The organism is Gemmatimonadales bacterium (assembly GCA_035502185.1).
Lineage (GTDB): Bacteria > Gemmatimonadota > Gemmatimonadetes > Gemmatimonadales > JACORV01 > Fen-1245.
In genome coordinates this window covers 12436-37216 of the sequence record DATJUT010000115.1, presented here as the reverse complement: position 1 = coordinate 37216, position 24781 = coordinate 12436, and the positions used below count along the sequence as shown (strand labels likewise).

General features: G+C 72.5%; 15 protein-coding genes. 7 read left to right on the top strand and 8 right to left on the bottom strand.

What is annotated here, in order from left to right:
- The 4 genes from VMF70_16140 to VMF70_16125 all read left to right on the top strand — a co-directional run.
- Window positions 1-477: amidohydrolase family protein (locus VMF70_16140; GenBank protein HTT69557.1), on the top strand; the 477-nt coding region annotated here is incomplete at its 5' end.
- Window positions 462-1832, top strand: coding sequence for a pyridoxal-phosphate dependent enzyme (locus VMF70_16135; protein ID HTT69556.1), 1371 nt, complete (start codon window positions 462-464; stop codon window positions 1830-1832). The genes VMF70_16140 and VMF70_16135, both read left to right, overlap by 16 nt.
- Window positions 1829-2476, top strand: coding sequence for a nucleotidyltransferase family protein (locus VMF70_16130; GenBank protein HTT69555.1), 648 nt, complete (start codon window positions 1829-1831; stop codon window positions 2474-2476). The genes VMF70_16135 and VMF70_16130 overlap by 4 nt, the downstream gene beginning before the upstream one ends.
- A 148-nt stretch (window positions 2477-2624) precedes the next feature.
- The gene (locus tag VMF70_16125; protein HTT69554.1) at window positions 2625-2861 is read left to right on the top strand and encodes a hypothetical protein; all 237 of its coding nucleotides are present in this window, start codon (window positions 2625-2627) and stop codon (window positions 2859-2861) included.
- A 3-nt stretch (window positions 2862-2864) separates the two neighbouring features.
- Here VMF70_16125 and hydA read toward each other — a convergent pair whose 3' ends face one another.
- Complete coding sequence (gene hydA / locus VMF70_16120) at window positions 2865-4244, bottom strand: dihydropyrimidinase (protein HTT69553.1); 1380 nt, start codon at window positions 4242-4244, stop codon at window positions 2865-2867.
- Window positions 4245-4431: 187 nt separating this feature from the next.
- On the bottom strand, window positions 4432-6078 hold the full coding sequence (locus tag VMF70_16115; protein HTT69552.1) for a GGDEF domain-containing protein: 1647 nt from the start codon (window positions 6076-6078) through the stop codon (window positions 4432-4434).
- 96 nt (window positions 6079-6174) lie between these two features.
- Between VMF70_16115 and VMF70_16110 the strand changes: the two genes are divergently transcribed.
- Complete coding sequence (locus VMF70_16110; GenBank protein HTT69551.1) at window positions 6175-8022, top strand: acyl-CoA dehydrogenase family protein; 1848 nt, start codon at window positions 6175-6177, stop codon at window positions 8020-8022.
- Between the two features lie 9 nt (window positions 8023-8031).
- On the opposite strand, the gene VMF70_16105 is transcribed toward VMF70_16110, so the two are convergent.
- The 5 genes from VMF70_16105 to VMF70_16085 all read right to left on the bottom strand — a co-directional run bounded on the left by VMF70_16105 (window position 8032) and on the right by VMF70_16085 (window position 12408).
- Window positions 8032-8484 (bottom strand): DUF2721 domain-containing protein, encoded by a 453-nt coding sequence (locus VMF70_16105; protein ID HTT69550.1) that lies wholly within the window; start codon window positions 8482-8484, stop codon window positions 8032-8034.
- The gene (locus VMF70_16100) at window positions 8484-8651 is read right to left on the bottom strand and encodes a hypothetical protein (GenBank protein ID HTT69549.1); all 168 of its coding nucleotides are present in this window, start codon (window positions 8649-8651) and stop codon (window positions 8484-8486) included. Before VMF70_16100 ends, VMF70_16105 begins: the two co-directional genes overlap by 1 nt.
- Before the next feature lie 84 nt (window positions 8652-8735).
- Window positions 8736-10346 (bottom strand): M20/M25/M40 family metallo-hydrolase, encoded by a 1611-nt coding sequence (locus VMF70_16095; GenBank protein HTT69548.1) that lies wholly within the window; start codon window positions 10344-10346, stop codon window positions 8736-8738.
- Window positions 10347-10463: 117 nt separating this feature from the next.
- Entirely contained in the window at window positions 10464-11900 is a 1437-nt protein-coding gene (locus tag VMF70_16090) for an amidohydrolase family protein (protein ID HTT69547.1), read from the bottom strand.
- A 70-nt stretch (window positions 11901-11970) separates the two neighbouring features.
- Window positions 11971-12408 (bottom strand): hypothetical protein, encoded by a 438-nt coding sequence (locus VMF70_16085; GenBank protein HTT69546.1) that lies wholly within the window; start codon window positions 12406-12408, stop codon window positions 11971-11973.
- A 164-nt stretch (window positions 12409-12572) separates the two neighbouring features.
- Between VMF70_16085 and VMF70_16080 the strand changes: the two genes are divergently transcribed.
- Window positions 12573-14567 (top strand): M1 family metallopeptidase, encoded by a 1995-nt coding sequence (locus tag VMF70_16080; GenBank protein ID HTT69545.1) that lies wholly within the window; start codon window positions 12573-12575, stop codon window positions 14565-14567.
- Between the two features lie 56 nt (window positions 14568-14623).
- Here the strand turns inward: VMF70_16080 and VMF70_16075 are convergent, their stop codons facing one another.
- Window positions 14624-16381 (bottom strand): CocE/NonD family hydrolase, encoded by a 1758-nt coding sequence (locus tag VMF70_16075; GenBank protein ID HTT69544.1) that lies wholly within the window; start codon window positions 16379-16381, stop codon window positions 14624-14626.
- A gap of 263 nt (window positions 16382-16644) precedes the next feature.
- Between VMF70_16075 and VMF70_16070 the strand changes: the two genes are divergently transcribed.
- Entirely contained in the window at window positions 16645-24774 is an 8130-nt protein-coding gene (locus VMF70_16070) for a hypothetical protein (GenBank protein HTT69543.1), read from the top strand.
- Window positions 24775-24781: the final 7 nt, after the last annotated feature.

The window sequence follows — 24781 nt, the reverse complement described above, 5'->3', positions numbered from 1 at the left end:
CAGTCCAACGCCAACAACGCGGTCGGCGTGGCGAAGCTGCTCGAGCTGATGGCGGCGGGCGTCCTGGTGGGCCTCGGCTCCGACGGCTACTCGCCGCGGATGTGGGACGAGTTCAAGACGGCGTTCCACCTCCAGAAGCTGCGCACCGGCGACCCGCGGGTCGGGTACGCGGAGGCCTGGGCCGCCGCGCTGCTCAACAACCGCACCATCGCCCGCAAGCTGTGGGGCCTGGAGCTCGGGCGCATCGAGGCCGGAGCCCGGGCCGATCTGATCCTGGTCGACTACTACCCGCCGACCCCGCTCCACGCGGGCAACCTGTTCGGGCACCTCCTGTTCGGCATCGCGAACGCGCCGGTCGACACGCTGATCGTGGACGGGCGCGTGGTCGTGAGGGACAAGCGCTGCGTCACCGTGGACGAAGCCGCGGTGGCCGAGCGCGCCACTCGAAAGGCGAAGGCGCTATGGGAACGGTTCTGACGCGCGGCCCGACCTACGCGGAGATGCGCCATCCCTCCCGGCTGCCGCCGGAGATCCGGCGCCGCGCGCTCGCGGCGCGCAGCAACGAGCTCGATCCGCTCAACCTGTTCAACATCACCTGGCGCAACCGGGAGGACCGGGTGCGGCACGTCGTGCTGCCGCGCGCGCTCACCGGCGTCGCCGCCAACATCGTCGTGCTGCTCGGCCGGGACTTCCCGTCCGGGAGCCACAAGGTCGGCCCTGCGTACGCGACGCTGATGGAGGGCGAGCTCGCCGGGGAGATCCGGGCGGGCGAGAACACGATCATCGGCCCGTCGACGGGCAACTTCGGCATCGGGACCGCGTACATCGCCAAGCTGATGGGGTACCGCTGCGTGGTGATCATGCCGGAGCAGATGAGCGCCGAGCGCTACGAACGCATTCGCCGGTACGGCGGCGAGCTGGACCTCACGCCGGGCTCGGAGAGCGACGTCATCCTGGTCCTGGAGCGCACCGAGCACTTCAAGCAGGAGCCCAAGAACAAGGTGCTGGCCCAGTTCGAGCTGCTGCCCAACTACCGGTTCCACCGCTTCGTCACCGGCGACGCCGCCCTGGAGGCGGCGCAGGGCGTCGGCAACGGCCAGGTCGCCGCGTTCGTCGCGGCCCCCGGCTCCGCCGGCACGCTGGCGGCCGCCGACGAGATCAAGGCGCGGTTCCGCGACTGCGCGGTGGTCGCCGTCGAGCCGAAGGAGTGCTCGACGCTGTACGACAACGGCCGCGGCACGCACCGCATCGAGGGGATCGGCGACAAGATGGTCACGCTGATCCACAACGTGATCACCACCGACTACGTCGCGCTGGTGCACGACGACGACTGCGTGAAGGGCCTGAAGCTGCTCGAGCAGGGGCGGCCGATCCTGGAGCGCCAGCTGCGGCTCGCGGCCGGCGCCCTGGACCACCTCGGCGGCTGGTTCGGCATCTCGACGGTGTGCAACATCATCGGCGCCATCAAGACGGCCAAGCTGCTGCACCTCGCGGCGGACCAGAACGTCGTCACCGTCGCCACCGACGGCTTCGACCGCTACCCGTCGGTGCTGGCGGACCTGGAGCGACGGAGCGGACCCATCGGCGACAGCACGCTGGCGCGGTGGTACGACGAGATCTTCCGCGGCGCCACGGCCGACGACATCCTCGAGGTCCGCTCGGGCGTGCAGAAGGAGCGCCTGTTCCGGCAGAAGCGCGAGGTGTGGAGCCGGTTCGGGTACAGCGACGCGTACCTCGAGCGGATGAAGGCGCAGTCGTTCTGGGAGGAGGAGTACGACAAGATCGAGCGCATCGACCGGGACCTGGCCCTGAAGCGGGACCTGATGGGGTGAGCGAGCCGCGTGGCTCGCCGCGCGGCGACGTCCCGTCCGCGTCCGGACCCGAGCTCGCCCGCCCGCCGGTCGTCGGCGTCGTCGTGCTGGCCGCCGGCGCGTCCCGCCGCCTGCCCGGCCCCAAGCAGCTGCTGCGCTACCGCGGCGTCACGCTGGTCCGCCGCGCCGCCGAGACCGCGGTCGCGGCCGGCTGCGGGCCCGTGGTCGTCGTGCTGCCCCCCGCGGCGCCGCAGCTGCGCCGCGAGCTGGTGGACCTCGACGTCCGCGTCGTGGAAAACGCCCGCGCGGCCCGGGGACTCAGCACGTCGCTCAGGGCGGGGCTGGAGGCGCTCGAGGCGGGCGGCGACCCCGAGGCCGTCCTGTTCACCACCTGCGACCAGCCGCACCTCACCGCCGACGTCCTGCGCCGGCTCGTCGCGACCTGGGCCGCCTCCCGACCCAAGGCCGTCGCGTGCGAGTACGCCGGGACGGTGGGCGTGCCGGCGCTGTTCTCCCGCCCGCTGTTCGCCGAGCTGCGGGCGCTCGAGGGCGATCAGGGCGCGAAGCGGGTCCTGCAGCGGCACGGCAGCGAGATCGCGCGGATCCCGTTCGAGCCCGGCTCGCTCGACATCGACGCGCCCGAGGACCTGGACAGGCTGTCGTAGGGTCGGCCCCCGGGTGCCCTCACCCGGCCTGGCGTCGCGTTACATCCCCGTGACACTGCGCTGATACGATTCCGCCGTCACCAACCACGACCGGGCCGAGCCGGGCGGCCGCCTGCCGCCGGCGCCGGCCGTGATAAGGGAGAGTGCCATGGCCGACCAGGAGCCAGTCCGCATCGTCCTGACCCCCGACCAGCGCGAGCTGGTCAAGCGGCTGTCGGGCCAGAACATCGAGGCGATCGAGGTGGACGCGGACGACGTCAAGAAAGGCGGGGGCCCGCTGAAGTTCTTCTGGCGGCTCTCGGCCGCCACGGGCATTCCGCGCCTGGCCTGGGGAGACGACGACGGCCCGAAGGACGGGCCGGCCAAGGACGCAGCCGGCCGCTGAGTCTCAGCCGGACCGCGGCGAGCGCCGGAGGTACCGGCCGGCGCCGGCGCGGCCGACGAACGCACCGCCGTCGATCACCGGTCGCCCGCGCGAGAGCACGAGCACCGGAGCGCCCCTGGTGACGCGGCCCTCGTACGGGTTGTAGTCCACCCGCATGTGGTGGGTCGCCGCGCTCCAGGTGATCTCCCGCTCCGGATCCCACACCACCAGGTCCGCGTCGGAGCCGGGGGCGACGACGCCCTTCCTCGGATAGAGCCCGAACAGCTTCGCCGGGCTCGTCGCCGTCACCTCCACGAACCGGCCGAGCGAGATGCGGCCCGTCCGCACGCCGGCGTCGTACAGCAGGCTCATCCGGGTCTCGATGCCCGGCGCGCCGCCGGGGATCTTCGAGAAGTCGTCCCTGCCGAGCGTCTTCTGGTCCTTCATCCGGAACGGGCAGTGGTCGGTGGCCACGGTCTGCAGATCGTCGGCGGCGAGCGCGCGCCACAGCCGCTCCTGGCCGGCCCTGGGCCGCAGGGGCGGGCTCATCACGTATTTCGCCCCCTCGAAGCCCGGCGCGTCGTAGCACTCCTCGGAGAGCAGCAGGTACTGCGGGCAGGTCTCGCCGAGCGCCGGCGCACCGCGCGCGCGGGCCGCGGCGATCTCGTCCACCGCCTCGGCGCAGGAGACGTGGACGACGTAGACGGGCGCACCGGCCAGCTCCGCCAGCGCGATGGCGCGGTGGGTGGCCTCCGCCTCGGCGCTCGCCGGCCGCGTGAGCGCGTGCCACCGCGGCGCGGTCTGCCCGTCGGCCCGGGCCCGGCGCACCAGCTCCGCGATGACGCCGCCGTTCTCGGCATGCATCAGCACCAGGCCGCCGTTGTCGGCCGTGCGCCGCAGCGCCCGGAAGACGGTCGCGTCGTCCACCATCAGCCGGTCCGGATACGCCATGAACAGCTTGAACGAGGTCACGCCCTCGGCGACGAGCGCGTCCATCTCCTCGAGGCCGGCCGGCGGGAGGTCCGTCACGATCAGGTGGAACCCGTAGTCCACGGCGGCCCGGCCCTCGGCCTTCCGCATCCACGTCTCCCACGCCTCGCGCATCGGCCGGCCCCGGGCCTGCACGGCGAAGTCCACGATCGTGGTGGTGCCCCCGAACGCGGCGGCGATGGTGCCCGAGGCGAAGTCGTCCGCCGACACCGTGTCGCCCAGCGGCATGTCGAGGTGGGTGTGTACGTCGATGCCGCCGGGGATCACGTACCGGCCGCGGGCGTCGAACGTCGCGTCCGCCGACGCCGCGAGCTGGGGCCCCACCGCCGCGATCCGCTCGTCCTCGATCAGGACGTCGGCGACGAGCGCGCCGGCGGGCGACACGACGGTGCCGTGGCTGATCAGGGTACGCATGTGGTGCGGAAGCTTCCCCGCCCGACGGGGCGGGTCAAGAGCGGGACGGCCGGCCGTCCAGGACCCCGCGGACCCGGGCGAGGAGCTCGGGCACCGACCAGGGCTTGTTGAGGAACGGGAGCCCAGGCTCCAGGGCCGCCGCCACCCGCGGTACTCGTGCCAGGGATGCCTGGGATTGAGCTGGGCGCTATTCGCTGCTGCGGTTGCGGCCTGCGTGCTTGGCCCGGTAGAGCGCCGCATCGGCGGCCCCCACCAGCTGCTCGGAGGTGGGCCACTCGTCGCGGCCGTCGTAGGCCGCGACCCCGGCCGAGAGCGTGATCGTGCGGGCGCCCCGCCCGACCGGGATGGGGAGCGCCGAGACGGCGGTTCGGAACCGCTCGGCCGCCTGGAATCCGCCGGTCCCGCCGGCGGCCGCCAGCACGGCGATGAACTCCTCACCGCCGTAGCGGCCGAGCCAGTCCACGGCCCGCCCGGCTTCGATGAGCCGGCGGCCCACCTCGGCCAGGACGCGGTCCCCACCCTGGTGGCCGATCGAGTCGTTCACGGCCTTGAAGTGGTCGATGTCGAGCATGATCACCGTGATCGCCTGCCGGACGCGCGCGGCGCGGCGGATCTCGCGCGCCAGGGCGTCCATGACGACCTCCCGGCGGTACAGGCCGGTGAGGCGATCGTAGAGCGCGGTGGTCTGGCTGTCGGCGAACCTGCCGGCCGTGGCCAGCGCGACGCCGAGGACGAAGGCGATCGCGCCGTACTGCACGACGATGGTGCTCACGCCCCACTCCGGCACCCAGTCCCACGACAGGGCGACGTCGTGCACGACGGCGAGCGCCAGCGCGACGCTGCCCCAGAAGAGCGTGGTGCCGTGGGGGAGGCCGCGCCCCCGGGCGGACGCCGCGATCACCGCCAGTACGACCGCGGCCACGAGCACGCCCCCGTCGTACGGGTAGCGCTCGATCCACCGCACCTGGCTCCACTCGGGCACCAGGAGCGCCGCGGGCGCCAGGAACGCGAAATAGATGCCCAGGCCGCCGGCGACCCGGGTGGCCGCCGTGTCGGCATCGGTCTCGAAGATCCAGCGGACCCCGAAGGCCAGCGCCGCCACGGCCGCGGCGCCCAGCGCGACGTGGAGGCGGAACCAGTCCACCGCCCCGGACAGCGCCAGCCGCACCGACGGCATCCAGTTGACGAAGAACAGGGCGAGGGCCGCGCAGAACAGGAAGACGTACAGGTGCTCGCGCGCCTCCCGGCGGCGCGCCCAGAAGAAGAGCTGGTAGAACCCGAGGCCCACGAACAGCACGGCGGCCGCGAGCATGTACAGGTCGCCGCGGCGGCTCTCGGTCAGCAGGCGCGCCAGGGGCTCGACCGCCACCGTGGCGAAGGGCCCGGGGCTGGCTTCCGTCGAGTAGAGCCGGAGCGCCACGAGATGCGTACCCGGCGCGAGGCTCGTCAGCGGAACGGCGAAGGCGGCGGGCATCCACGTGCGGGCGCGGTAGCTGGGCGGGAAATCCCCGACCCCCCCCAACCGGACGCCGTCCACGTAGACCTCGTAGGCGACCCCGTTGAGCCGCAGCTCCAGGGCGAGCTGCGCCACCGGGGTGCGGTCGAGCACGAACCTGCCGCGGTACCAGCCGAAGCCCTGCAGCCGCTCGGCGCCGCGGCGGCCCCACGGCGCCGCGAGCGTGGCCGCCTCCCAGCGCGCGTCGTCGTAGGCCGGGCTCGCGAAGGCGGCCGAGTCCCCGGGGTGGAACCGCCAGGCACCCTCGAGGGTCACACTGCCCGAGGGCGGCACGATCCAAGGCACCTGGAGCAGCAGGCCGAGGACGAGGGGCGACATGGGCCGCAATTCTAGCACGCGCGCCGGGCCCCGGCGAGCGCCGCACGCCCCGGGAGCCGCGCCAACCCGGCGCCGCCGCACTATCTTAACGGGACCATGACCGCGCCCACCGTCGCTCCACGGGTGTCCGAGCGGGAAGCGCGCGACGTCGCCGAGGCCGCGCGCGAGACCGAGTGGCACGCCCCCAGCTTCCTGGCCGAGCTGTTCGCCGGTCGCCTCCGGATGGACCTCATCCATCCCCATCCCGAGCCCTCCGCCGACGACGAAGCGCGCGCCCGGCCGTTCCTCGCGACACTGGAGCGGTTCCTGCGCGAGAAGGTGGACGGCGACGCCATCGACCGGAACGGCACGGTCCCGCCCGAGGTCGTGCAGGGTCTCAAGGACATCGGCGCGTTCGGCATCAAGATCCCCCGCGAGTACGGGGGCCTCGGCCTCTCCCAGCTCTTCTATGCGCGGGCGATCGCGATGGTCTCGAGCGTGTGCGGCTCGACCGTCGCCCTGCTCTCGGCGCACCAGTCGATCGGGGTGCCCCAGCCGCTCAAGCTGTTCGGCACACCGGAGCAGAAGAAGAAGTACCTGCCGCGCCTGGCTCGCGGAGCGGTGTCGGCCTTCGCGCTGACGGAGCCCGGCGTCGGCTCCGATCCGGCGGCGATGGAGACGACGGCCGTGCCCACCGAGGACGGCGAGGCCTACCTCCTCAACGGCGAGAAGCTGTGGATCACCAACGGCACGATCGCCGAGCTGATGGTGGTGATGGCGCGGACGCCGTCGGTGGTGGTGAACGGCAGGGAGCGCCGGCAGATCACCGCGTTCATCGTCGAGGCCGATTGGCCGGGCGTCGAGGTGGTGCGGCGCTGCGACTTCATGGGCCTGAAGGGCATCGAGAACGCGGTGCTGCGCTTCACCAACGTGCGGGTGCCGCGGGAGAACGTGCTGTGGGGCGAGGGCAAGGGCCTGAAGCTGGCGCTGATCACGCTCAACACCGGCCGCCTCACACTGCCGGCCTCCTCGGTGGCCGCGGCCAAGAAGTGCCTCGAGATCTCGCGCCAGTGGGCGAACCAGCGGGTGCAATGGGGCCAGCCGGTCGGCCGGCACGACGCGGTGGCGCAGAAGATCGGCCGGATGGCGGCCGACGCGTTCGCGCTCGAGGCGGTCTCGGAGCTGTGCTCGACGCTGGCCGACACGGGCGGTTACGACATCCGGCTCGAGGCGGCGATCGCCAAGCTCTACAACTCGGAGCACGCCTGGCGGATCGTGGACGACACGGTGCAGATCCGCGGCGGGCGCGGCTACGAGACCGCGCAGTCGCTCAAGGCCCGGGGCGAGATCCCCTGGCCGGTCGAGCGGATCATGCGCGACTTCCGGATCAACCTGATCTTCGAGGGCAGCTCGGAGATCATGCACCTGTTCATCGCCCGCGAGGCCGTGGACCGGCACCTCAAGGTGGCCGGCCCCCTGCTGGACCCGCGCGCGCCGCTCGGGGCGAAGGCCGGTGCCCTGCTCCGGACGGCACTGTTCTACGCGCACTGGTATCCGAGCCGCTACTTCGGCTGGGGCCGCTGGCCGCGCTACGCCGAGTTCGGGCGCCTGGCGACGCACCTGCGCTTCGCCGAGCGGATGAGCCGCAAGCTCGCGCGGACCACCTTCCACGCGATGGTGCGCTTCGGTCCGCGGCTGGAGAAGCGCCAGTCGGTGCTGTTCCGGCTGGTGGACGTCGGGGCGGAGCTGTTCGCGGTGGCGGCGGCGTGCGCGCGGGCCGAGATGCTGCGGAAGCAGGGGCAGCCGCAGGCGGTGGAGCTGGCCGACCTGTTCTGCCGCTACGCGCGGCGGCGGGTGCGGGCCGCCTTCCGGACGGTGTTCGACAACGACGACGCCCGGACCTATGCCCTGGCCCGGGCGGTGCTGGAGGGGAAGCACACCTGGATCGAGAAGGGACTGGTCTGATCGCGGCCGCTAGGCCCGCGCGTTCTCCCGCGCCCCGCCGAGCTCGAGCTTGATCGCCGTGAGCGAGTGATTCACGTCGCGCAGGAACGACAGCAGCGACGCGATCAGCGAGAGCATGCAGCAGGCGAACAGCGTCACGACCACGACCACCGCCTCCCAGCGGAGCACGGCGGCGAGGAACAGCGTGATCACCAGCGCGGCGGCGAAGAGCAGGCTCACCACCGCCAGGACGATCGCGCGGCGCATGTCGATGGCGCGCGCCGAGAGCACGGCAATCTGCGCCTCCACGCGCTCGATCTCCTGTTCCGTCGCCTCGCGCCGCGCCTCGGAGAGCTTGCGCGCCCGGTCGATCAGGCGGCCGAGACGGTTGGTCATGGACAGGAGCAACAGCCCGATCCCCGAGATGAGGATCACGGGGCCCAGGGCGATCTGCAGGACCGGCGCAATCTCGCGTAGCGTCATCAGAATTCGCGCTTCTTCATCTCTTCGAAGAAGCGCTTCGGATCCTCCGCGTTTTCCGTTTCCGCGGGCAGCGTGTCGTCGTACTTGCGCCGCTTGATCGCCTTCTGCGTCACCTGCTTCGCGGCGTTCTTCCGGGCCAGCGCTTCGAGCTGCTTCCTGTCGATCACGAGGCCTCCCCTCCGGAGCACTCCGGACTACCGCAAGATACTGCGAACTCCGTGCCGGAGGGGAAGCCCGCGACCCGCGGGGCCCTAGAAGCCGAATCCCCGCTGCGCCGGCACCGGGCCCCTGGGCATCATCTCGTCCCGGTTCGCCAGCACGTACACCGTCCACGCCACCACCGTCGCGGCCTGCTCCAGATCGCCGATCTGCAGCCGCTCGTAGGTGTCCACGTTGGAGTGGTGGGTGCGGCTGCCGTACTCGATGGGATCCTGGATGTAGTTGAACCCCGGCACGCCGGCCGCGACGAACGACAGGTGGTCGGTGCCGCCGGTGGTCCCGTGCCGCACGACCACGACCCCGAGGTCCTGGAGCGGCGCGAAGATCTGCTGGAAGATCGGGATCGCGAGGCTGTCCATCTGGTCCCAGATGCCGCGCAGCCGGCCCGTGCCGTTGTCCACGTTCAGGTAGGCCGAGATCCGGCCGAGCTCGGCCGCGTGCCGCCGCACCCAGGCCCGCGAGCCCAGGAGGCCCTCCTCCTCGCCGCTCCACAGGCCGATCCGCACCGTGCGCCTGAGCGGCAGGTTCAGCGTCTTCAGGATCCGCATCGCCTCCATCATCACGACGGAGCCGGCGCCGTTGTCGGTGGCCCCGGTGCCGCCGTGCCAGCTGTCGAGGTGGCCGCCCACCATCACGATCTGGTTCGCCTGGTCCGTGCCCGGGATCTCGCCGAACGCGTTGTACGACTTCAGATCGTCGTTGAGGAACCGGTTCTGCACGCTCACCTCGAGCCGTACCGTCCGGCCGGCCTTCACGTTGCGGTACATGGTGCCGTACTCCTCGTGCTGCACCAGGAGCGCCGGCAGCGGCTCGTAGCCCGCACTGTCGCGGGCCGGCCCGGCCTCGGGCCCGCCCTGCACCAGCAGCATGCCGTAGGTCCAGTTCGACGGCTGCAGGACGACGGCCGGCTGCTGCGCCCGGAGCCACGCGTTGATGCGCGCCGCCACCGCCCGCATCTGCGCGAACCGCTCGCGCCGCTGCTCGGGCGTGAGGTTCGCGAGCGGCCCCTGGGGCGGCCGCGGCGGTGCCGGCGGCGCGAGCAGCGAGTCCGCGCTGAACCGGCGCACGATGGGCTCGAACTCCGGCGGAATGTCGCGCGGCGCGCCGCGCAGCACGCAGGCGCCCTTGAGCTTGCCCGCGTACCGGGCCAGGTCGCTCGTGTCCTGCACGTCGAGCAGCACCACCGGGCAGGTGACCGTGCCCCGCGTGCTGCCGCTCCAGGCCAGGGGCTGCGCGCTCAACGGCTCGAGGAACGGCTCGAGAATCCGTCCCGAAAAGCTCACCCGCTCCCAGCCGCGGCCGAAGGCCGAATCCCACGGCTCGACGGCGACGTTCGCCAGTCCCCACTGCCGGAACACCTGCGTCACCCACTCGTCGGCACGGCGCATGCCCGTCGAGCCCGTCAGGCGCGGGCCGATCACGTCCGTCAGATACTCGGCGAGCGAATCGACGTGCGAGCGCGCCAGTCCCTCGTCGCGGATCCGCTGCAGCACAGAGAGGTCGAGCCGCTCGGCGACCGCGGCGGGCGCGGCGGCCGGCGGCGGCGCGCCGGGAGCGGCGGGGGCGGGCTGCTGCGCGGCGAGCGGGACGGCGGCGGCGAGCGCCAGCCAAGCGGCGCCACCGGCGCGGAGCAATGAGGCCATGAGGCGACTCCTGTGAGGAGAGGACGAGCCGGACGACGGCCGACGGACATACGGGCGGCGGAGCCGCGACGTTGCGGGGGGTGTTCCGAAGGCCGGGCGCCGGCCCGGCCGCGACCCTCAGTCCGGCCGGATCGCCCGCCCCGCCCGGACCTGGTAGCGCGGCCCGCGCGGGTCCAGCGCGACGCGCCCGCCCACCACGACCCAGGCGATGCCCTCGCTCGCCAGCTCGGGATGCTCCACAGTCGCCCGGTCCCGCACGGTCGCCGGGTCGAAGACCACGATGTCGGCGTCGGCGCCCACCTCGAGGCGGCCCTTGCGGCGCATCGCGGGCGCGCGCGCCTCGAGCGTCTGCGCCGGCAGCAACGTCATCCGGCGGATCGCCTCCATCAGGGAGAGCGTGCCGCGCTCGCGCACGTACACGGCGAGCGTGCGCGAGAACGCGCCCGAGGCGCGGGGATGGTTGTTGTTGCCGGGGTTGAGGATCGCGTCGCTCCCGATCATCACGAACGGCGCGCGCAGGGCCAGCACGACCGCCGTGTCCGGAATCGCGTACGCCACGGCCAGCTTCCCCTGGGCCCGGTAGCGGCGGAAGCTCTCGGCCGTGAGCCGCTCGGTGGTGCCCGCGAGCTGCAGGTCGCCGTAGGAAATGCCGAATCGCTGTTGCCACCCCGGATCGAAGCGCGCCTGGCTCAGCTTGGTCCCCCAGTAGTCGTAGGGGTAGACGCACGCCGTCACCGTGAGCCCCTCGCGCCGCGCCCGCTCGAGCGAGTCGAGCGCGGCCGCCATGTCGAACGTCGCGGCGCTCGTGATGTGGTCCACGTGCACCGCCGCCCCGGTCCGCCGCGCCGCCTCGAGGATCTCGTGGATGCCCTCGGCGTCCGTCCCGGGCGGCACCGTGTCGGAGAAGCGCGCGTGCACGAACAGTGGCGCCCGGTACCGGGCCGCCACCTGCGCCATCGCCAGCACCTCCTCCGTCGTGGCGCCCGGCGTGTACTCCGGGCTCATCGCGACGCCCAGCGCGCCGTCGCCCATCGCCCGCTCCGCCATCGCCACGAGCCGCTGCAGCTCCCCGGGCGTCGCCGCACGGTAGCGCCCGATGCGGAGCCGCTCGCGAGCGTTGGGGTTGGAGAACGCGCCGCCGTAGTTGACCGGCCACTGCGAGCGCCCGAGGACCCGGTACCACGCGCCCATGTCGCCCGAGGCGCCGTGCATCGCGAGGTTGGTCGTGACGCCGTCGGCGAGCTTGCGCCAGATGCCGTACGGGTTGGGGTCGTACGACAGGACGTCGATGAAGCCCGGGGCCACCACCTTCCCCGCGGCGTCGATCACCGTGCGGCCCGCGAGCGCCGTGTCCGAGATCGCGGCGATCGAATCGCCGCGGACGCCGACCCACAGTCCGGTCCGGTCGAGGCCGCTGGCGGGATCCATCACGCGTCCGTGCGCGATCACGAGATCGAACCCGGGTGCCCGGGGCGCGACGGCAGGCACCGGGCGCCGGGCCAGGGGCGGATGCACCAGCAGCAGGCCGACGAGCAGCAGGCGAGGCGGGCTCACCAGCGACAAGCTACACCGGAGGCCCGGCGGCGTCGCCCCGCGGGCGGCGCAGGACCGGCTCTCCGCCCGGCTACCTGCCGTGCTTGGTTTCCACGACGATCGCGCCGCCGGCGGCGATGAAGCCGAACAGGGGCTCGGCGGCCTCGGCGTCGAGGATGTGAATGGCGTGGACCTCGGATGCGGAGATCTGCTCCAGATAGTCGATGTCGGCCAACTGCACCTTGTCCACCACCAGCAGCGGGGTTTCATCGCCCAGCTCGCTGCGCGTCTCCTGGATCCGGACCCGCGCGGGCTTGCCGTTCGCGTCCAGTCCGGAGGTGAGTCGGGGCGCCCGCATCCGCACCACGTCCCACGCGGTGCGCACCGACATCCGGGTGATTTCCTCTTCCGTGATCAGGGTCTCGCGGCCCGCCGGCGCGATGTAGCTGGAGGACGAGGGCGCAGCCTGGCGGACGCCGCACGCGATCGCCGCCAGCGTCACGACGGCGAGACCGGCCCGCGCGAGCACGGGTGCCACCATACGGGGACGGGGCCTCATGCTGATCAACGTTGCGCGCTGCCGGGAGAAGGTCAAGCGCCAATACGGCACGGTCGCTCGTACCGGCGTTGGCGCCGCGGTCGGGCGAGGAGTACGATAGACCCGGCTGGTCACTCGGAAACGGAGCGAGAGCAATGAGCCGCTTGGCCGCGCTGTGCACGATCGGGCTGGTGCTGGCTGCCGCACGCCTCCCCGCCCAGGTCGCCGACACGTCTCCCTTTCGGCCGGTGAGCCTGCCGACCCCGAACCCGTACCGGTCGGCCGGCGGCAGCCCGGGCCACGCCTACTGGCAGAACCGCGCGGACTACGCGCTCGAGGCCGTCCTCGACACGGCCAGGCAGGAAGTGCGCGGCACGGGCCGGCTGACCTACCAGAACAACTCGCCCGACGCGCTGGACTTCCTCTGGCTCCAGCTCGACCAGAACATCTTCGCCAGGACCAGCATCAACGCGCTGACCGCGCCGCCGCCGCTCATCTTCGGGGGGACGCCGTTCATCATGGCGAGCCAGGGCTTCGTGGGCGGGCTCGTGCTCACGCGCCTGGAGGCCAACGGCAAGCCGCTGCCCCACTACCTCTGGGACACGATGATGCGGGTGGACCTGCCCGAGCCGCTGCCGCCCGGCGGCGCCATCACGCTGGACCTGGCGTGGTCGTTCCCGATCCCGGTCTACGGCGCGGGCCGGATGGGCCGCGACGGCTCGCTGTACGAGATCGCGCAGTGGTACCCGCGCATGGCCGTGTACGACGACGTCCACGGCTGGAACACCCTGCCCTACATCGGCGCCGGCGAGTTCTACCTCGAGTACGGCGACTTCGACGTCCGGCTGACGGTGCCGAGCGGCTTCATCGTCGCCTCGACCGGCACGCTCGAGAACCCGGACGAGGTGCTCACGGCCGCCGAGCGCGACCGGCTGGCGCGGGCGCGGGCGGACAGTCAGCCGGTGCAGGTCGTGACCGAGCCCGAGGCGGGCCATGCCGAGCTGACGCGCCCGGCGGGCGCGGCCCCGGGCGGGACGCTCACCTGGCGCTTCCGCGCCAGCCACGTGCGCGACGTCGCCTGGGCCGCCGCGCCCAGCTTCCGCTGGGACGCCGTCAGCTGGCACGGGATCCTGGTGCAGACCTACTACCGGCCGTCGGCGGCGCTGTGGGCGGCCGAGGGCATCGTGATGGCCCGCCACGCGATCGCCTACAACTCCCAGCTCTGGGCGACGTACCCCTACCCGCAGGCCAGCACCGTGGAAGGCCCGATCGACGGGATGGAGTACCCGATGCTGACGTTCGTGCCGGCCGAGAAGACGCGGGAGGGGTTGTACTGGGTCCTGATGCACGAGTTCGGGCACGAGTGGTTCCCGATGATGGTCGGGAGCGACGAGCGCCGCTATCCATGGATGGACGAGGGGTTCAACACCTTCATCGACCTGTACAACGCGGCGGACTACTTCAAGGGCACGGCGTACGGCGATTCCGTGGTCGACATGCCGCTGCACGCCTACGGCGCCAACGCGCGTCCGGGCGACGAGCAGCCGCTCATCACCGCCCCGGTGGAGGTGCGCGACCTCTACTGGACCGCCTATCAGAAGCCCGCGCTGATGCTGCGCCTGCTCCGGGAGGAGGTGCTGGGCCGCGAGGCCTTCGACCCCGCGTTCCGCGAGTACATCCGGCGCTGGACGTTCCGTCACCCCCAGCCCGCGGACTTCTTCCGCACCGTCGAGAACGTGAGCGGCCGCAACCTCGACTGGTTCTGGCGCGACTGGGTGTTCACCACCGCGCGGCTGGACCAGGCCGTGGACTCGGTGACCGGGACCCCGGGCCGGGGACGCTCGGCGGGGAGCGCGGGCCGCGGCTCGAACATGCGGGGCGAGGCACCGGCGACGCTGCCCGCCGCCACCGGATCCCGCGTCTACCTCAGCAACCGGCGGGAGATGGTGATGCCCGCCGAGCTGAAGCTCACCTACGACGACGGCACCAGCGAGGTCGTGCGCCTGCCGGTGGAGATCTGGAATCTGGGGAGCCGGTTCACGTACGCGGTGCCCGCGAACGGCAAGCGGGTCGTCGGGGCCGAGCTGGATCCGCGGCGGGTCTACCCGGACGTGGATCGGGGAAACAACGTCTGGCCGAGGGGCAAGTAGCAGCGGGTGGTGGGTGGTGGGGACGACGAGCTACCACCTACCACCCACCAACCACCTCAGTTCGGCACCACCGGCAGCATGACGTAGCTCGCGTGCTCCCGGTCGTGGAAGACGGCCTGACGGGCCACCCGGCTCGTCGTCGTCTGGCCCAGCGTCTCCCCGGTGTTCGGGTTCACGTCGTACTTGGGGAACGCGGTGGACGCCACCTCCACCCGGATGCGGTGGCCCGGGCGGAAGGTCTGGCAGGTGTTCCACACGTCCACGTCGTAGCCGTAGATCCGGCCCGGCTCGATCGGCGAGGGCCGGTCCATCCCGTCGCGGAACCGGGCCCGCACCATCCCGTCGATCAGGCGCTCGACGTAGCCGTCGGGCCACACGTCGAGCAGCTTCACCATGAAATCGGTGTCCCGTCCGTCGGAGGAGGCGAACAGCCGCGCCCGGATCGGCCCGCACACCTCGAGGTCCCGGGTGAGCGAGTCGCTGGTATACACCAGCACGTCGGGCCGCTGCTCGACCTGGCGGTAGTCGTCCGGTCCGCCGATCTGCGCGAACGAGGGCTCGGTGATGAAGGTGACCGGGTTCGCGGGGTCGTCGGTCCAGGCGTCGGGCGGCTCGCGGGCGGGAACGGCCGTCGACAACGCCCCGTCGCCCGCCGCGCTCGCCGCGCGACCGCCACTGTGGAGGTAGTACCGGGTCCATTGGGTGCGCGCCATCGGCCACTCGTTCTCGCTCACCCACGCGTTCGTGCCCATCACGAAGATCCGCACCGGCGGCTCGGCCATCACGCCGTTGTCCACGCCCTTGAGCCAGTAGTCGAACCACCGCAGCTGGACCGCGGTCAGGTCGATCTGGCCGGTGGGCCCGAAGTCCACCGCGCCCAGCTTCGCGGTCGAGTTGATGGCGTGCGGCCAGGGCCCCATCAGCAGGTGCTGGCGCGCGCGCACGGCCGCCGGTCCGCGGGTCGTCATCCCGATGTAGTTGAGCGGCGTCCCCACCTGCTCGTCGTCGTACCACCCCGAGATGTGGAGCACCGGCACCTCGACCCGGTCGTACTTGTTCTGATACCGCACCGGCTCCCACCAGTCGCTCAGCTGCGCGTGCCGCACCTCCTCGCGCCAGTACGGGTTCGGCCGCCCGGCGGCCGAGTCCATCGTGAGCATCGGCAGGTGCCGCTGCACCGCCGACCAGTCCACCGCGTCCATGTTCTGCAGCAGGTGGCCGGCCGTGAAGTGGTACCAGCTGATGTCCATCGGCAGCGGCAGGCCGGTGGGCCACTCCACGAACGGATCGGACGGCGTCACCATCGCGATCATCGCCGCCAGGTGCGGCGGCTGGAGCACCGCCGTGAACCACTGGATGCGCCCGTTGTACGAGCCGCCGATCGTCCCGACCTTGCCGGTGGACCAGGGCTGGGCCGCGCACCACTCGACGGCGTCGTAGCCGTCGCGCCCGTCGTTGCGGTAGGGCACCCACTCGCCGTCCGAGTCGCCCCGGCCGCGCACGTCCATCGCGACGAAGACGTAGCCGCGCGAGGCCCAGTCGCGACCCGCCCGGAGCGAGCCGGTCTTGGTGTAGGGCGTGCGCGACAGCACGACCGGGAACCGCCCCGCCGTGTCCGGCCGGTAGACGTCGGCCGACAGCTCGACGCCGTCCCGCATCTTCACGCGCTGGTTGAAGTCGATCCACACCCGGTACGCCGGCTGCGACACCTGGGGCGCCGCCGGCGCCGCGGCCGCCGCCGGCTGCTGAGCCGCCAGCAGCGCCGGGACGGCCGCCGCCAGCGCGGCCGCCGCCCACCATGCACGCGATCTCATCTGTGCGTCCCTCCGGCCGTTGCCGGCCCCAGCCAGACACGAGCGGCCAACTGCTGCTGCGGCGACAGACTTACGCCGCGCGCCCCCCGGCGGCAACCTCCCCGGCACTGTGACCTGCGTCATTTGCGAACTTCGGGGTTCCAGCGCACATTTGGGGCCATTCTTCACCCTTACACACAAGCCAACTGACGGCTTCGCGCGATCGGACCGCCACGGCGCCCGCCCTTTTCGGCGCTGTACGCATCGCTGCGCTCTGCGCGGCGATGGTCGCCGCGGGCTGCCTGGGCGACACCTCGGCGCCGAGGGGCCCGCAGCCCGCGGCGTTCTCGGTCGTGCCCCGCTTCCCCGGCCACGCCGCGGCCTCCGTACCGTTCAACCGGGTCCGCGTCACGCTCAGCCGCACCGCCTCCACCGCCCTCGACACGACGATCGACTTCCCGGCGGGCGCCGACAGCCTGGTCGTCCGGCTCTCGACCGAGATCTTCGGCACCTCGGAGACGCTGACGCTGAACCTCGCGATGATCGACGCGGCCAACGACACGGTGTTCCGCGGGGGCCCGCTGCCGGTCACGCTCACGGCGACCGGCTCGCGGCCGCAGGCGCTGCCGATCCCGCTGCGCTACGTCGGCGTCGGGGCGAACGCGAAGACCGTGCGGATCACGCCGAAGACGACGTCGGTCCTGTTCCGCGACTCCGTCACGCTCACCGCGACCGCGTACGACACCGCGGGCCAGCCGATCCCCGGCACGCCGGTGTCCTGGCGCTCGCTCGACTCGACCCTGGCGCGGGTGCCGGCCGACACGGTCGGCAAGGTGCTGGTGGGGATCGTGCGGGGAGTGGCGCGGGTCGAGGCCATGCTGCCCACCGACATCGCGGACACCGCGCAGGTGACCGTCCAGCCGGTCGCGGCGGCGCTGGGCCTGCAGTCGGGCGGCGGGCAGACCGGCGGCGTGGGCGCGCCCCTCGCGCAGCCGATGGTCGTCCGGGTGAAGGCCGCCGACAGCCTCGGGGTGCCGGGCGTGGCGGTCACCTTCACGGTCGTGAGCGGGGGCGGCGTCGTGTCGCAGGCCACCGACACCACCAACGCCAACGGCGACGCATCCACGATCTGGACGCTCGGCGGCACGCTGGGCCTGCAGTCGCTGAAGGCGACCATCGCCGCGGCGCCGGCCATCAGCACGACGGCGATCGCGACCGGGGTCGCGGGGGCCGCGAAGAGGCTGGCCTTCCTGGTCCAGCCGCCCGCCGTCGCGTCCGGCGCGGCGATGGTGCCGGCGGTTCAGGTGGCGGCGCAGGACAGCTTCGGCAACACGGCAGCGACCTTCACGGGCAACGTGTCGCTGGCGATCGGGACCAACCCCGGCCCGTCCACGCTCGGCGGCACGACCACCGTGGCAGCCGTGGCCGGCGTGGCCACGTTCAGCACCCTCACGCTCAACATCGCCGGCACCGGCTACACCCTCGTCGCCGGCGCGGCCAGTCTGACGGGCGCGACCAGCAACCCCTTCACCGTCACGGCGGCGGCGCCGGCGCAGCTCGCCTTCGCGCAGCAGCCCTCGAACGCGACGGCCGGCGCAGCCCTCGCCCCGGCGGTGACGGTCCAGGTGCGTGACGCGAGCGGCAACCTGGTCACGACCGCGACCACCGCCGTGACCGTCGCGATCGGCACCAACCCCGGCGGCGGCACGCTGAGCGGCACCACGACCGTGAACGCGGCGGCCGGCGTCGCGACCTACGCGAACCTCGGCATCGACAAGGCGGGCACGGGCTACACCCTGGCGGCCAGCGCCGGCGGCCTGACGGGCGCGACGAGCGCGGCCTTCAACGTGGCGGCGGGCGCGGCGAGCGGCCTGGCGATCACGACGCAGCCGTCGAGCACGGCGCAGAGCGGCTCTCCCTTCTCCCAGCAACCGGTCATCCAGCTGCAGGACGCGCTGGGCAACGCGGTGAGCCAGAGCGGCGTCGTGGTCACGGCGGCGATCGCCTCGGGCGGCGGCACGCTCGGCGGCACGCCGACCGCGACCACCAACGCCAGCGGCGTGGCGACGTTCGCCAATCTGTCCGTCACGGGCTTGGCCGGCGCGCGGACCCTGACGTTCACGGCCGCGGGCCTCGCGGGCGTGACCTCGGGCACGATCACGCTGACGGCCGGCGCGGCGAGCCGGCTGGCCATCACGACGCAGCCGTCGGCGGCGGCGCAGAGCGGCGTGGCGTTCGCGCCGCAGCCGGTGATCCAGATCCAGGACGCCTCGGGCAACGCGGTGAGCCAGAGCGGCGTGGTGGTGACGGCGGCGATCGCCTCCGGCGGTGGGACGCTGGGCGGCACGCTGACCGCGACCACCACCGCGGGCGGCACGGCCTCCTTCACGAACCTGTCCATCACCGGCGCGGCGGGGCCGCGGACCCTCGCCTTCACGGCGATCGGCCTGACGTCCGTGACGTCCGGGACGATCGTCGTGGGCGCCGGCGCGCCCGTCCAGCTGGCCGTGACGACGCAGCCCTCGAGCAGCGCCCAGAGCGGCGCCGCCTTCGCCCAGCAGCCGGTGATCCAGCTGCAGGATTCCTCCGGCAACGCCGTGAGCCAGAGCGGCGTGGTGGTGAGCGCGGCGATCGCCTCGGGCGGCGGAACGCTCGGCGGTACGCTGACCGCGACCACCAACCCGGGCGGCGCGGCCACCTTCACCAACCTGTCCATCACGGGCAGCGCGGGGGCCCGGACGCTGACGTTCACGGCAAGCGGCCTCACCGCGACCACGTCCGGCACGATCACGATTACCGCGGGCGCCGCGAGCCAGCTGGCCATCACGACGCAGCCGTCGGCCACGGCCGCGAGCGGCGCCGCCTTCGCCCAGCAGCCGGTGATCCAGATCCAGGACGCCTCGGGCAACGCGGTGAGTCAGAGCGGGGTCGTGGTGACCGCCGCGATCGCCTCGGGCGGCGGCACGCTCGGCGGCACGCCGACCGCGACCACCAACGCCGGCGGCGTGGCGACGTTCGCCAACCTGTCCATCACGGGTCTGGTCGGCGCGCGGACCCTGACGTTCACGGCCACGGGCTTGACGGGCGCGACCTCCGGCACGGTCACCGTCACGGTCGGGACGGCCAGTCAGCTGGTGATCACGACCGAGCCGCCGGCCAGCGTGCCGGCGCAGTCGGCCTTCGGCCTGGCGGTGACGGCCCGGGACGGCGGCGGGAACACCGTGACGACCTTCAGCGGCCCGGTGACCGTGGCAATCGGGACCAACCCGTCGGGCGGCACCCTGTCCGGGACGCTGACGGTCAGCGCCTCGTCGGGTGTCGCGACGTTCAGCGGCCTCTCGATCGACAACGTCGGCACGGGCTACACGCTGACGGCGGCATCGGCGGGGCTCACGTCGGCGACCAGCACCGCGTTCAACGTCACCGCGCCGCTGGGCGTGAACGCGTGGATCAACCCGTCGGGCGGCAACTGGTCGGTGGCCGCGAACTGGAGCAAGGGCGCCGTGCCGGTCGCGACCGACACGGTCACGATCACCCAGTCCGGCACCTACACGGTGAACCTGGACGTGAGCGCCACGGTGGCGAAGCTCACCGCCGGCGCGGCGTCGGGAACGCAGACGCTGTCGGTGGCCGCCAACACGCTGACGGTGGGCGCCGGCAACGGCACGCTCGCCGCGAACACGGTGCTCAACCTGAGCGGGACGGGCACCATCACCGGCGCCGGCGCGCTGACGGTGGCGGGCGCCTTCAACTGGACGGGCGGCAGCCTCGGCGCCGTCACGGCGGGCGGCGGCATCAAGGTCCCCTCGGGCGGCACGCTGGGCATCTCGCCCGCGGCCAACGTCCAGCTGCAGAACTACACGCTGGAGGTGGACGGCACGGGGACCTGGACCGGCACGGCGTTCGTCAACACCGGCAGCGGCGCGACGCTGCGGGTGGGCGCGGGCGGCGTCCTGACGGTGTCGGGCGATCCCACCATCAGCTACAACCTGGGCGGCGCCGCGCCGGTCCTGAACAACCTCGGCACCGTCAACCGGACGACCAGCGCCAACTCGTTCGTGGTCAACGCGCCGGTCAGCGGCACCGGCGCCTGGAACGTTCAGAGCGGCTCGATCAACCTGCAATACGGCGGGACGGTGAGCGGGCCGGTGTCGGTGTCGTCCGGGGCCGCGCTGAACCTCATCACCAGCGCGGGCGCGCTGACCTTCGACGCGACCTCCGCCATCACCGGCGCGGGCACGGTGAGCTTCCAGAGCGGCACGGTGACGCTGGCGGGGGCCTACAACCTCACCGGCCCGACCCAGATCGCCGGCGGCACGGCGAACTTCAACGGCACGAGCGCCGCCGCGACGACGCTGTCGCTCGCGAGCGGCACGCTCGGCGGGTCGGGCGTGCTGTCGGTGAGCGGCAATTTCAGCTGGACGGGCGGCGCGCTCGGCAACTCGGGGCTCACGACCAAGGTGCTCGCCAGCGCGACCTGGACCATGGCGCCAGCGGCGGCCGTCACCTTCGTGGCCGATACCCTCGAGCTCTCGGGCTCGGGCACCTGGACGGGCACGCAGTCGGTGGGTGCCGGCTCCGGCGCCATCTTGCGCGTGATGCCGGGCGGCACGCTGACCATCCAGGGCGACCCGACATTCGCCTACACCCAGGGCGGCGCCCTGCCCCTGCTCGACAACCAGGGCACCATCAACCGGACCACCAGCGCCAATCCGGTCATCCTCGGGGTGCCCTTCAACCAGGCGGGCACGCTCAACATCACCACGGGCAGCGTGAACGTCGCGAACGGCGGCACGATGTCGGGCCCAGTCAGCGAGTCGCCGGGCACCGTGCTGCTGTTCAGCAACGGCTCGGTTTCGCTGGCCAACAACTTCGCGGTCACCGGCTCGTCGGGGATGACCCAGATCACCGGCGGCACGGTGGGCGGGCTCACGCCGACCGACACGGCGTTCTTCGACAACCTCACGATTTCCGGCGGCTCGCTGAGCCTCGCGGGCGGCACGATCAAGACGCCGTTCGAGATGCTGTGGACCGGACCGGCCACCGTGAGCGGCGGCACGCTGTTCGTTCCGGCCACCGCCGGCCTGACGATGAGCTTCGCTTCGGGCGCGCCGGCCCTCCAGAACGCGAAGCTCCTCGTGGCCGGCTCGGGCGGGTGGACGGCGACGACGCCGCTGAGCTCGGGCTCCGGGGACACGATCCGGGTCCTCGCCGGCGGCAACCTGGCCTTCACCGGCGCCGGCGGCGGCTTCCTCTACAACCAGGGCGGCGCGCCGTCGGTGCTCGACAACCGCGGCACGGTCATCAGCGCCACCACCCCGGGCACGGCCTTCACGGTCAGCGCCGAGTACACCGAGCAGGGCGGCACCCTCGACGTCACCAGCGGGCGGCTCAGGCTCGCGGGGGGCAGCACGCCTCCGTTCCTCGGCACGGCCACGGTCAACGTGGGCGACACGCTCGAGCTCGCGGGCGGCACCTTCCAGATGAACGGCCCGCTGACGATCGGCGGCGGCGGAACCCTGCTCGTCAGCGCCGGCACGCTGGCGCCCAACGGCGTCGGCCTGGGTCTCACCGGCAACTTCGCGACCTCGGGCACCGGCGCGCTGGTGATGAACCTGCCGGGCGACTCGCTGGACATCAGCGGCAACGCGACCTTCGGCGGGGCGGCCGGCACCATCAGCAACGGGGTCATCCGGGTCGGGGGCAACTTCACCCAGACCGGCTCCGCGAACTTCGCGCCGGGCCCGAACACCAGCCCGGAGCACGTGGTGCTGACGGGCAGCGGCCCGCAGACGATCAGCTTCGCCGACCCCCTGAACAGCTTCTTCCGGCGACTGTGGTCGCAGCAGGGAGCGAACGGCAACATCACCGTGAACGGCACCGTGCGGGCCGGTCTGTTCCAGTGGTTCGGCAACAACGCGATGGCCGGCAGCACCGGCGACTTCATCGCGGACACGATCACCGGCGCCGCGACCGGCTCGAACATCACGGTCAACAAGGTCGAGGTGGACGGCCTGGTGAACACCTCCGGCTTCTTCGAGCCCGACACCGCGGTGTTCACGGGCGCGAGCCAGGTCATCCCCAGCCTCTACGCCTATCGCAGCGTCCGCGTCTCGCAGGCCTCGGGCACGGCCACCTTCAGCGGCAACCCGAGTGCGCTGACCAACCTGGTCGTCACCAGCGGGACGCTCGACCTCACCGGCCGCCAGGTAGGCGTGACCGGCTTCTTCCAGACGACCGGCACGGGCGCCCTCAGGATGACCGGCGCCACCGACAGCCTGGGCGTGGGCGGGAGCGCGACTTTCGGCGGCGGCTCGACGAGCGGCCTGCTGACGGCCGGCATCATCACGGTCAACGGCGACTTCACCCAGACCGGCGGGACATCGGTCAGCTCGTACGCACCGACGCTCGGCGGCACGCACCGGCTGTCGCTCCGCGGCACCGTGACGCAGAACGTCTCGATGGCGAACCCGGCGGCGGCCCAGAGTCACTTCGACGTCCTGGAGATCCAGAGCCAGAACCGGAACGTGGTGCTCCAGACCAGTGCGTTCGTCAACGACACGCTGTGGATGCAGGCGTCGGCGTTCCCCTACAGCCTGACCGGCGCCGGCACCAGCCAGCGGCTGTCGGTGGCCGGCCTGCTGCGGATGGACTTCTCGACCGGGTCACCGAGCCTCAAGCCGCCGGTGGTCGAGCTGTCGGCGACGCCGATCATCTCGCCCACGCTGGCCGGCACGTTCAGCCCCGACACGACGGTGTTCAACGGGAGCATCGCGACGCTCCCGACCGGCGCGGGGATCGCGTACAAGAGCGTCCGGGTGAGCACGGCCGGCGCGTTCACGTCGCCGGGCGTGACCTACAACGGCGACCTGATCGTCTCGTCGGGCACGTACACCATCGGCTCGGGCGTGGACTCGGCCGCCGGGTTCCTGCGCACCGAGGGCACCGGTGCCCTGTCGATGGTCGCCATCGTCGCCGCGCCGACCGTCGCCGTGCGCGACAGCGCGGTGTTCGCCGGCGGGCCGTCGACCGCGCTCACGGGCGGCGTGCTGCGGATCTGGGGCAACTTCTTCGAGCGCGGCACCGGTGGGCAGTTCGCGCCCACCGGCACCCGGGTCAGCTTCCAGCGCGCGGCGGCCGGCGCGCAGACCATCCAGTTCGCCGACTCGTCCGGCAGCTTCTTCCGCGACCTCGTGCTCAACGGGACGGTGGCCGACACCATCCGCCTGCTCTCCAACGTGCAGGTCCAGGATTCCACGGTCATGACGGGCACGTCGACCCTGGTGAGCAACGCCGCCGAGGCCCTCAAGCTCCCGGCCGCCGGCATTCTGCGGGTGCACTCCCAGGCCGTCCTCAGGCCGTTCCGGGCCGAGGCCGGCACCTGGGTGCTGGACAGCACGTTCATCGGCGGCACCGCCGTGCGGTTCAGTCCGGACACGGCGGTGCTCCTCAACGCCAGCAACTTCTACGGCACCGGCACGATCGGCGTGGCCGGGATCTCGTCCACGCCCTCGCCGTTGTTCGCCTGGAAGAGCGTGCGGATGACGGGTGGGACGCTGCCGTCGAGCGGGACGACCTACGCCGGCAACCTGATCGTCCAGGGCGGCACCTACACGGAGAGCACCTTCGGTGTGACGGACTCCATTGCCGGCTTCCTGCGCACCGAGGGAACGGGGGTGTTCCTGATGCCCACGGGGACCGCGGCGCCGGTGGTGGCGGTGCACGACAGCGCGGTGTTCGCGGGCGGCGCCGACACGCTCGCCGCCGGCACGCTGCGCCTCTACGGCGGCTTCGCGCAGCGCGGCGCGGCCACCTCGTTCGTCGGTGGCGCGGGGCACACGGTGCAGTTCGCGGGCGCGACGCAGCAGAGCATCGCCTTCGCCAATCCGGGTAGCGCCGCCTCGACGTTCGGCAACGTGCTCCTCAACCGCACCTCGGGCGCGGTGAGCCAGGCGACGAGCGTCTCGCTGGGAAGCAACGTGTTCGTCTCGGGGGTGCTGTCGGACACCAGCGCGGCGGTCGCCGATACGATTTCGGGCAACGGCAACACGCTCACCACGGGCGGGTTCAACCTCAACGACACCTACATCTCCAACGCCCCGGTCGTCGTGCCGAGCGGCACGGCGCTCCTGACCGGGAACACGGTGACGTTCGCGAACATGTCGCCGACGGCGGTCCAGCTCACCTTCACCCGCGGCACCGCGATCACGCTCAACGCGTTCGCGTTCCTCGTCGCGCCGACCGGGGCCGGCAAGTACTTCAGCGTGACCAACAGCCTTGCCGGAGCGCCCGCGACGTTCAGCTTCACCAACCCGGTGCAGCCCACCCAGGCCTCACCGCCGGCGGCGGGCACGTACACCAAGGCCGGTGCCACGCTTCCCATCGTGTTGTGGGGAACGGTCACCCTGCCGTAGGCGGCGA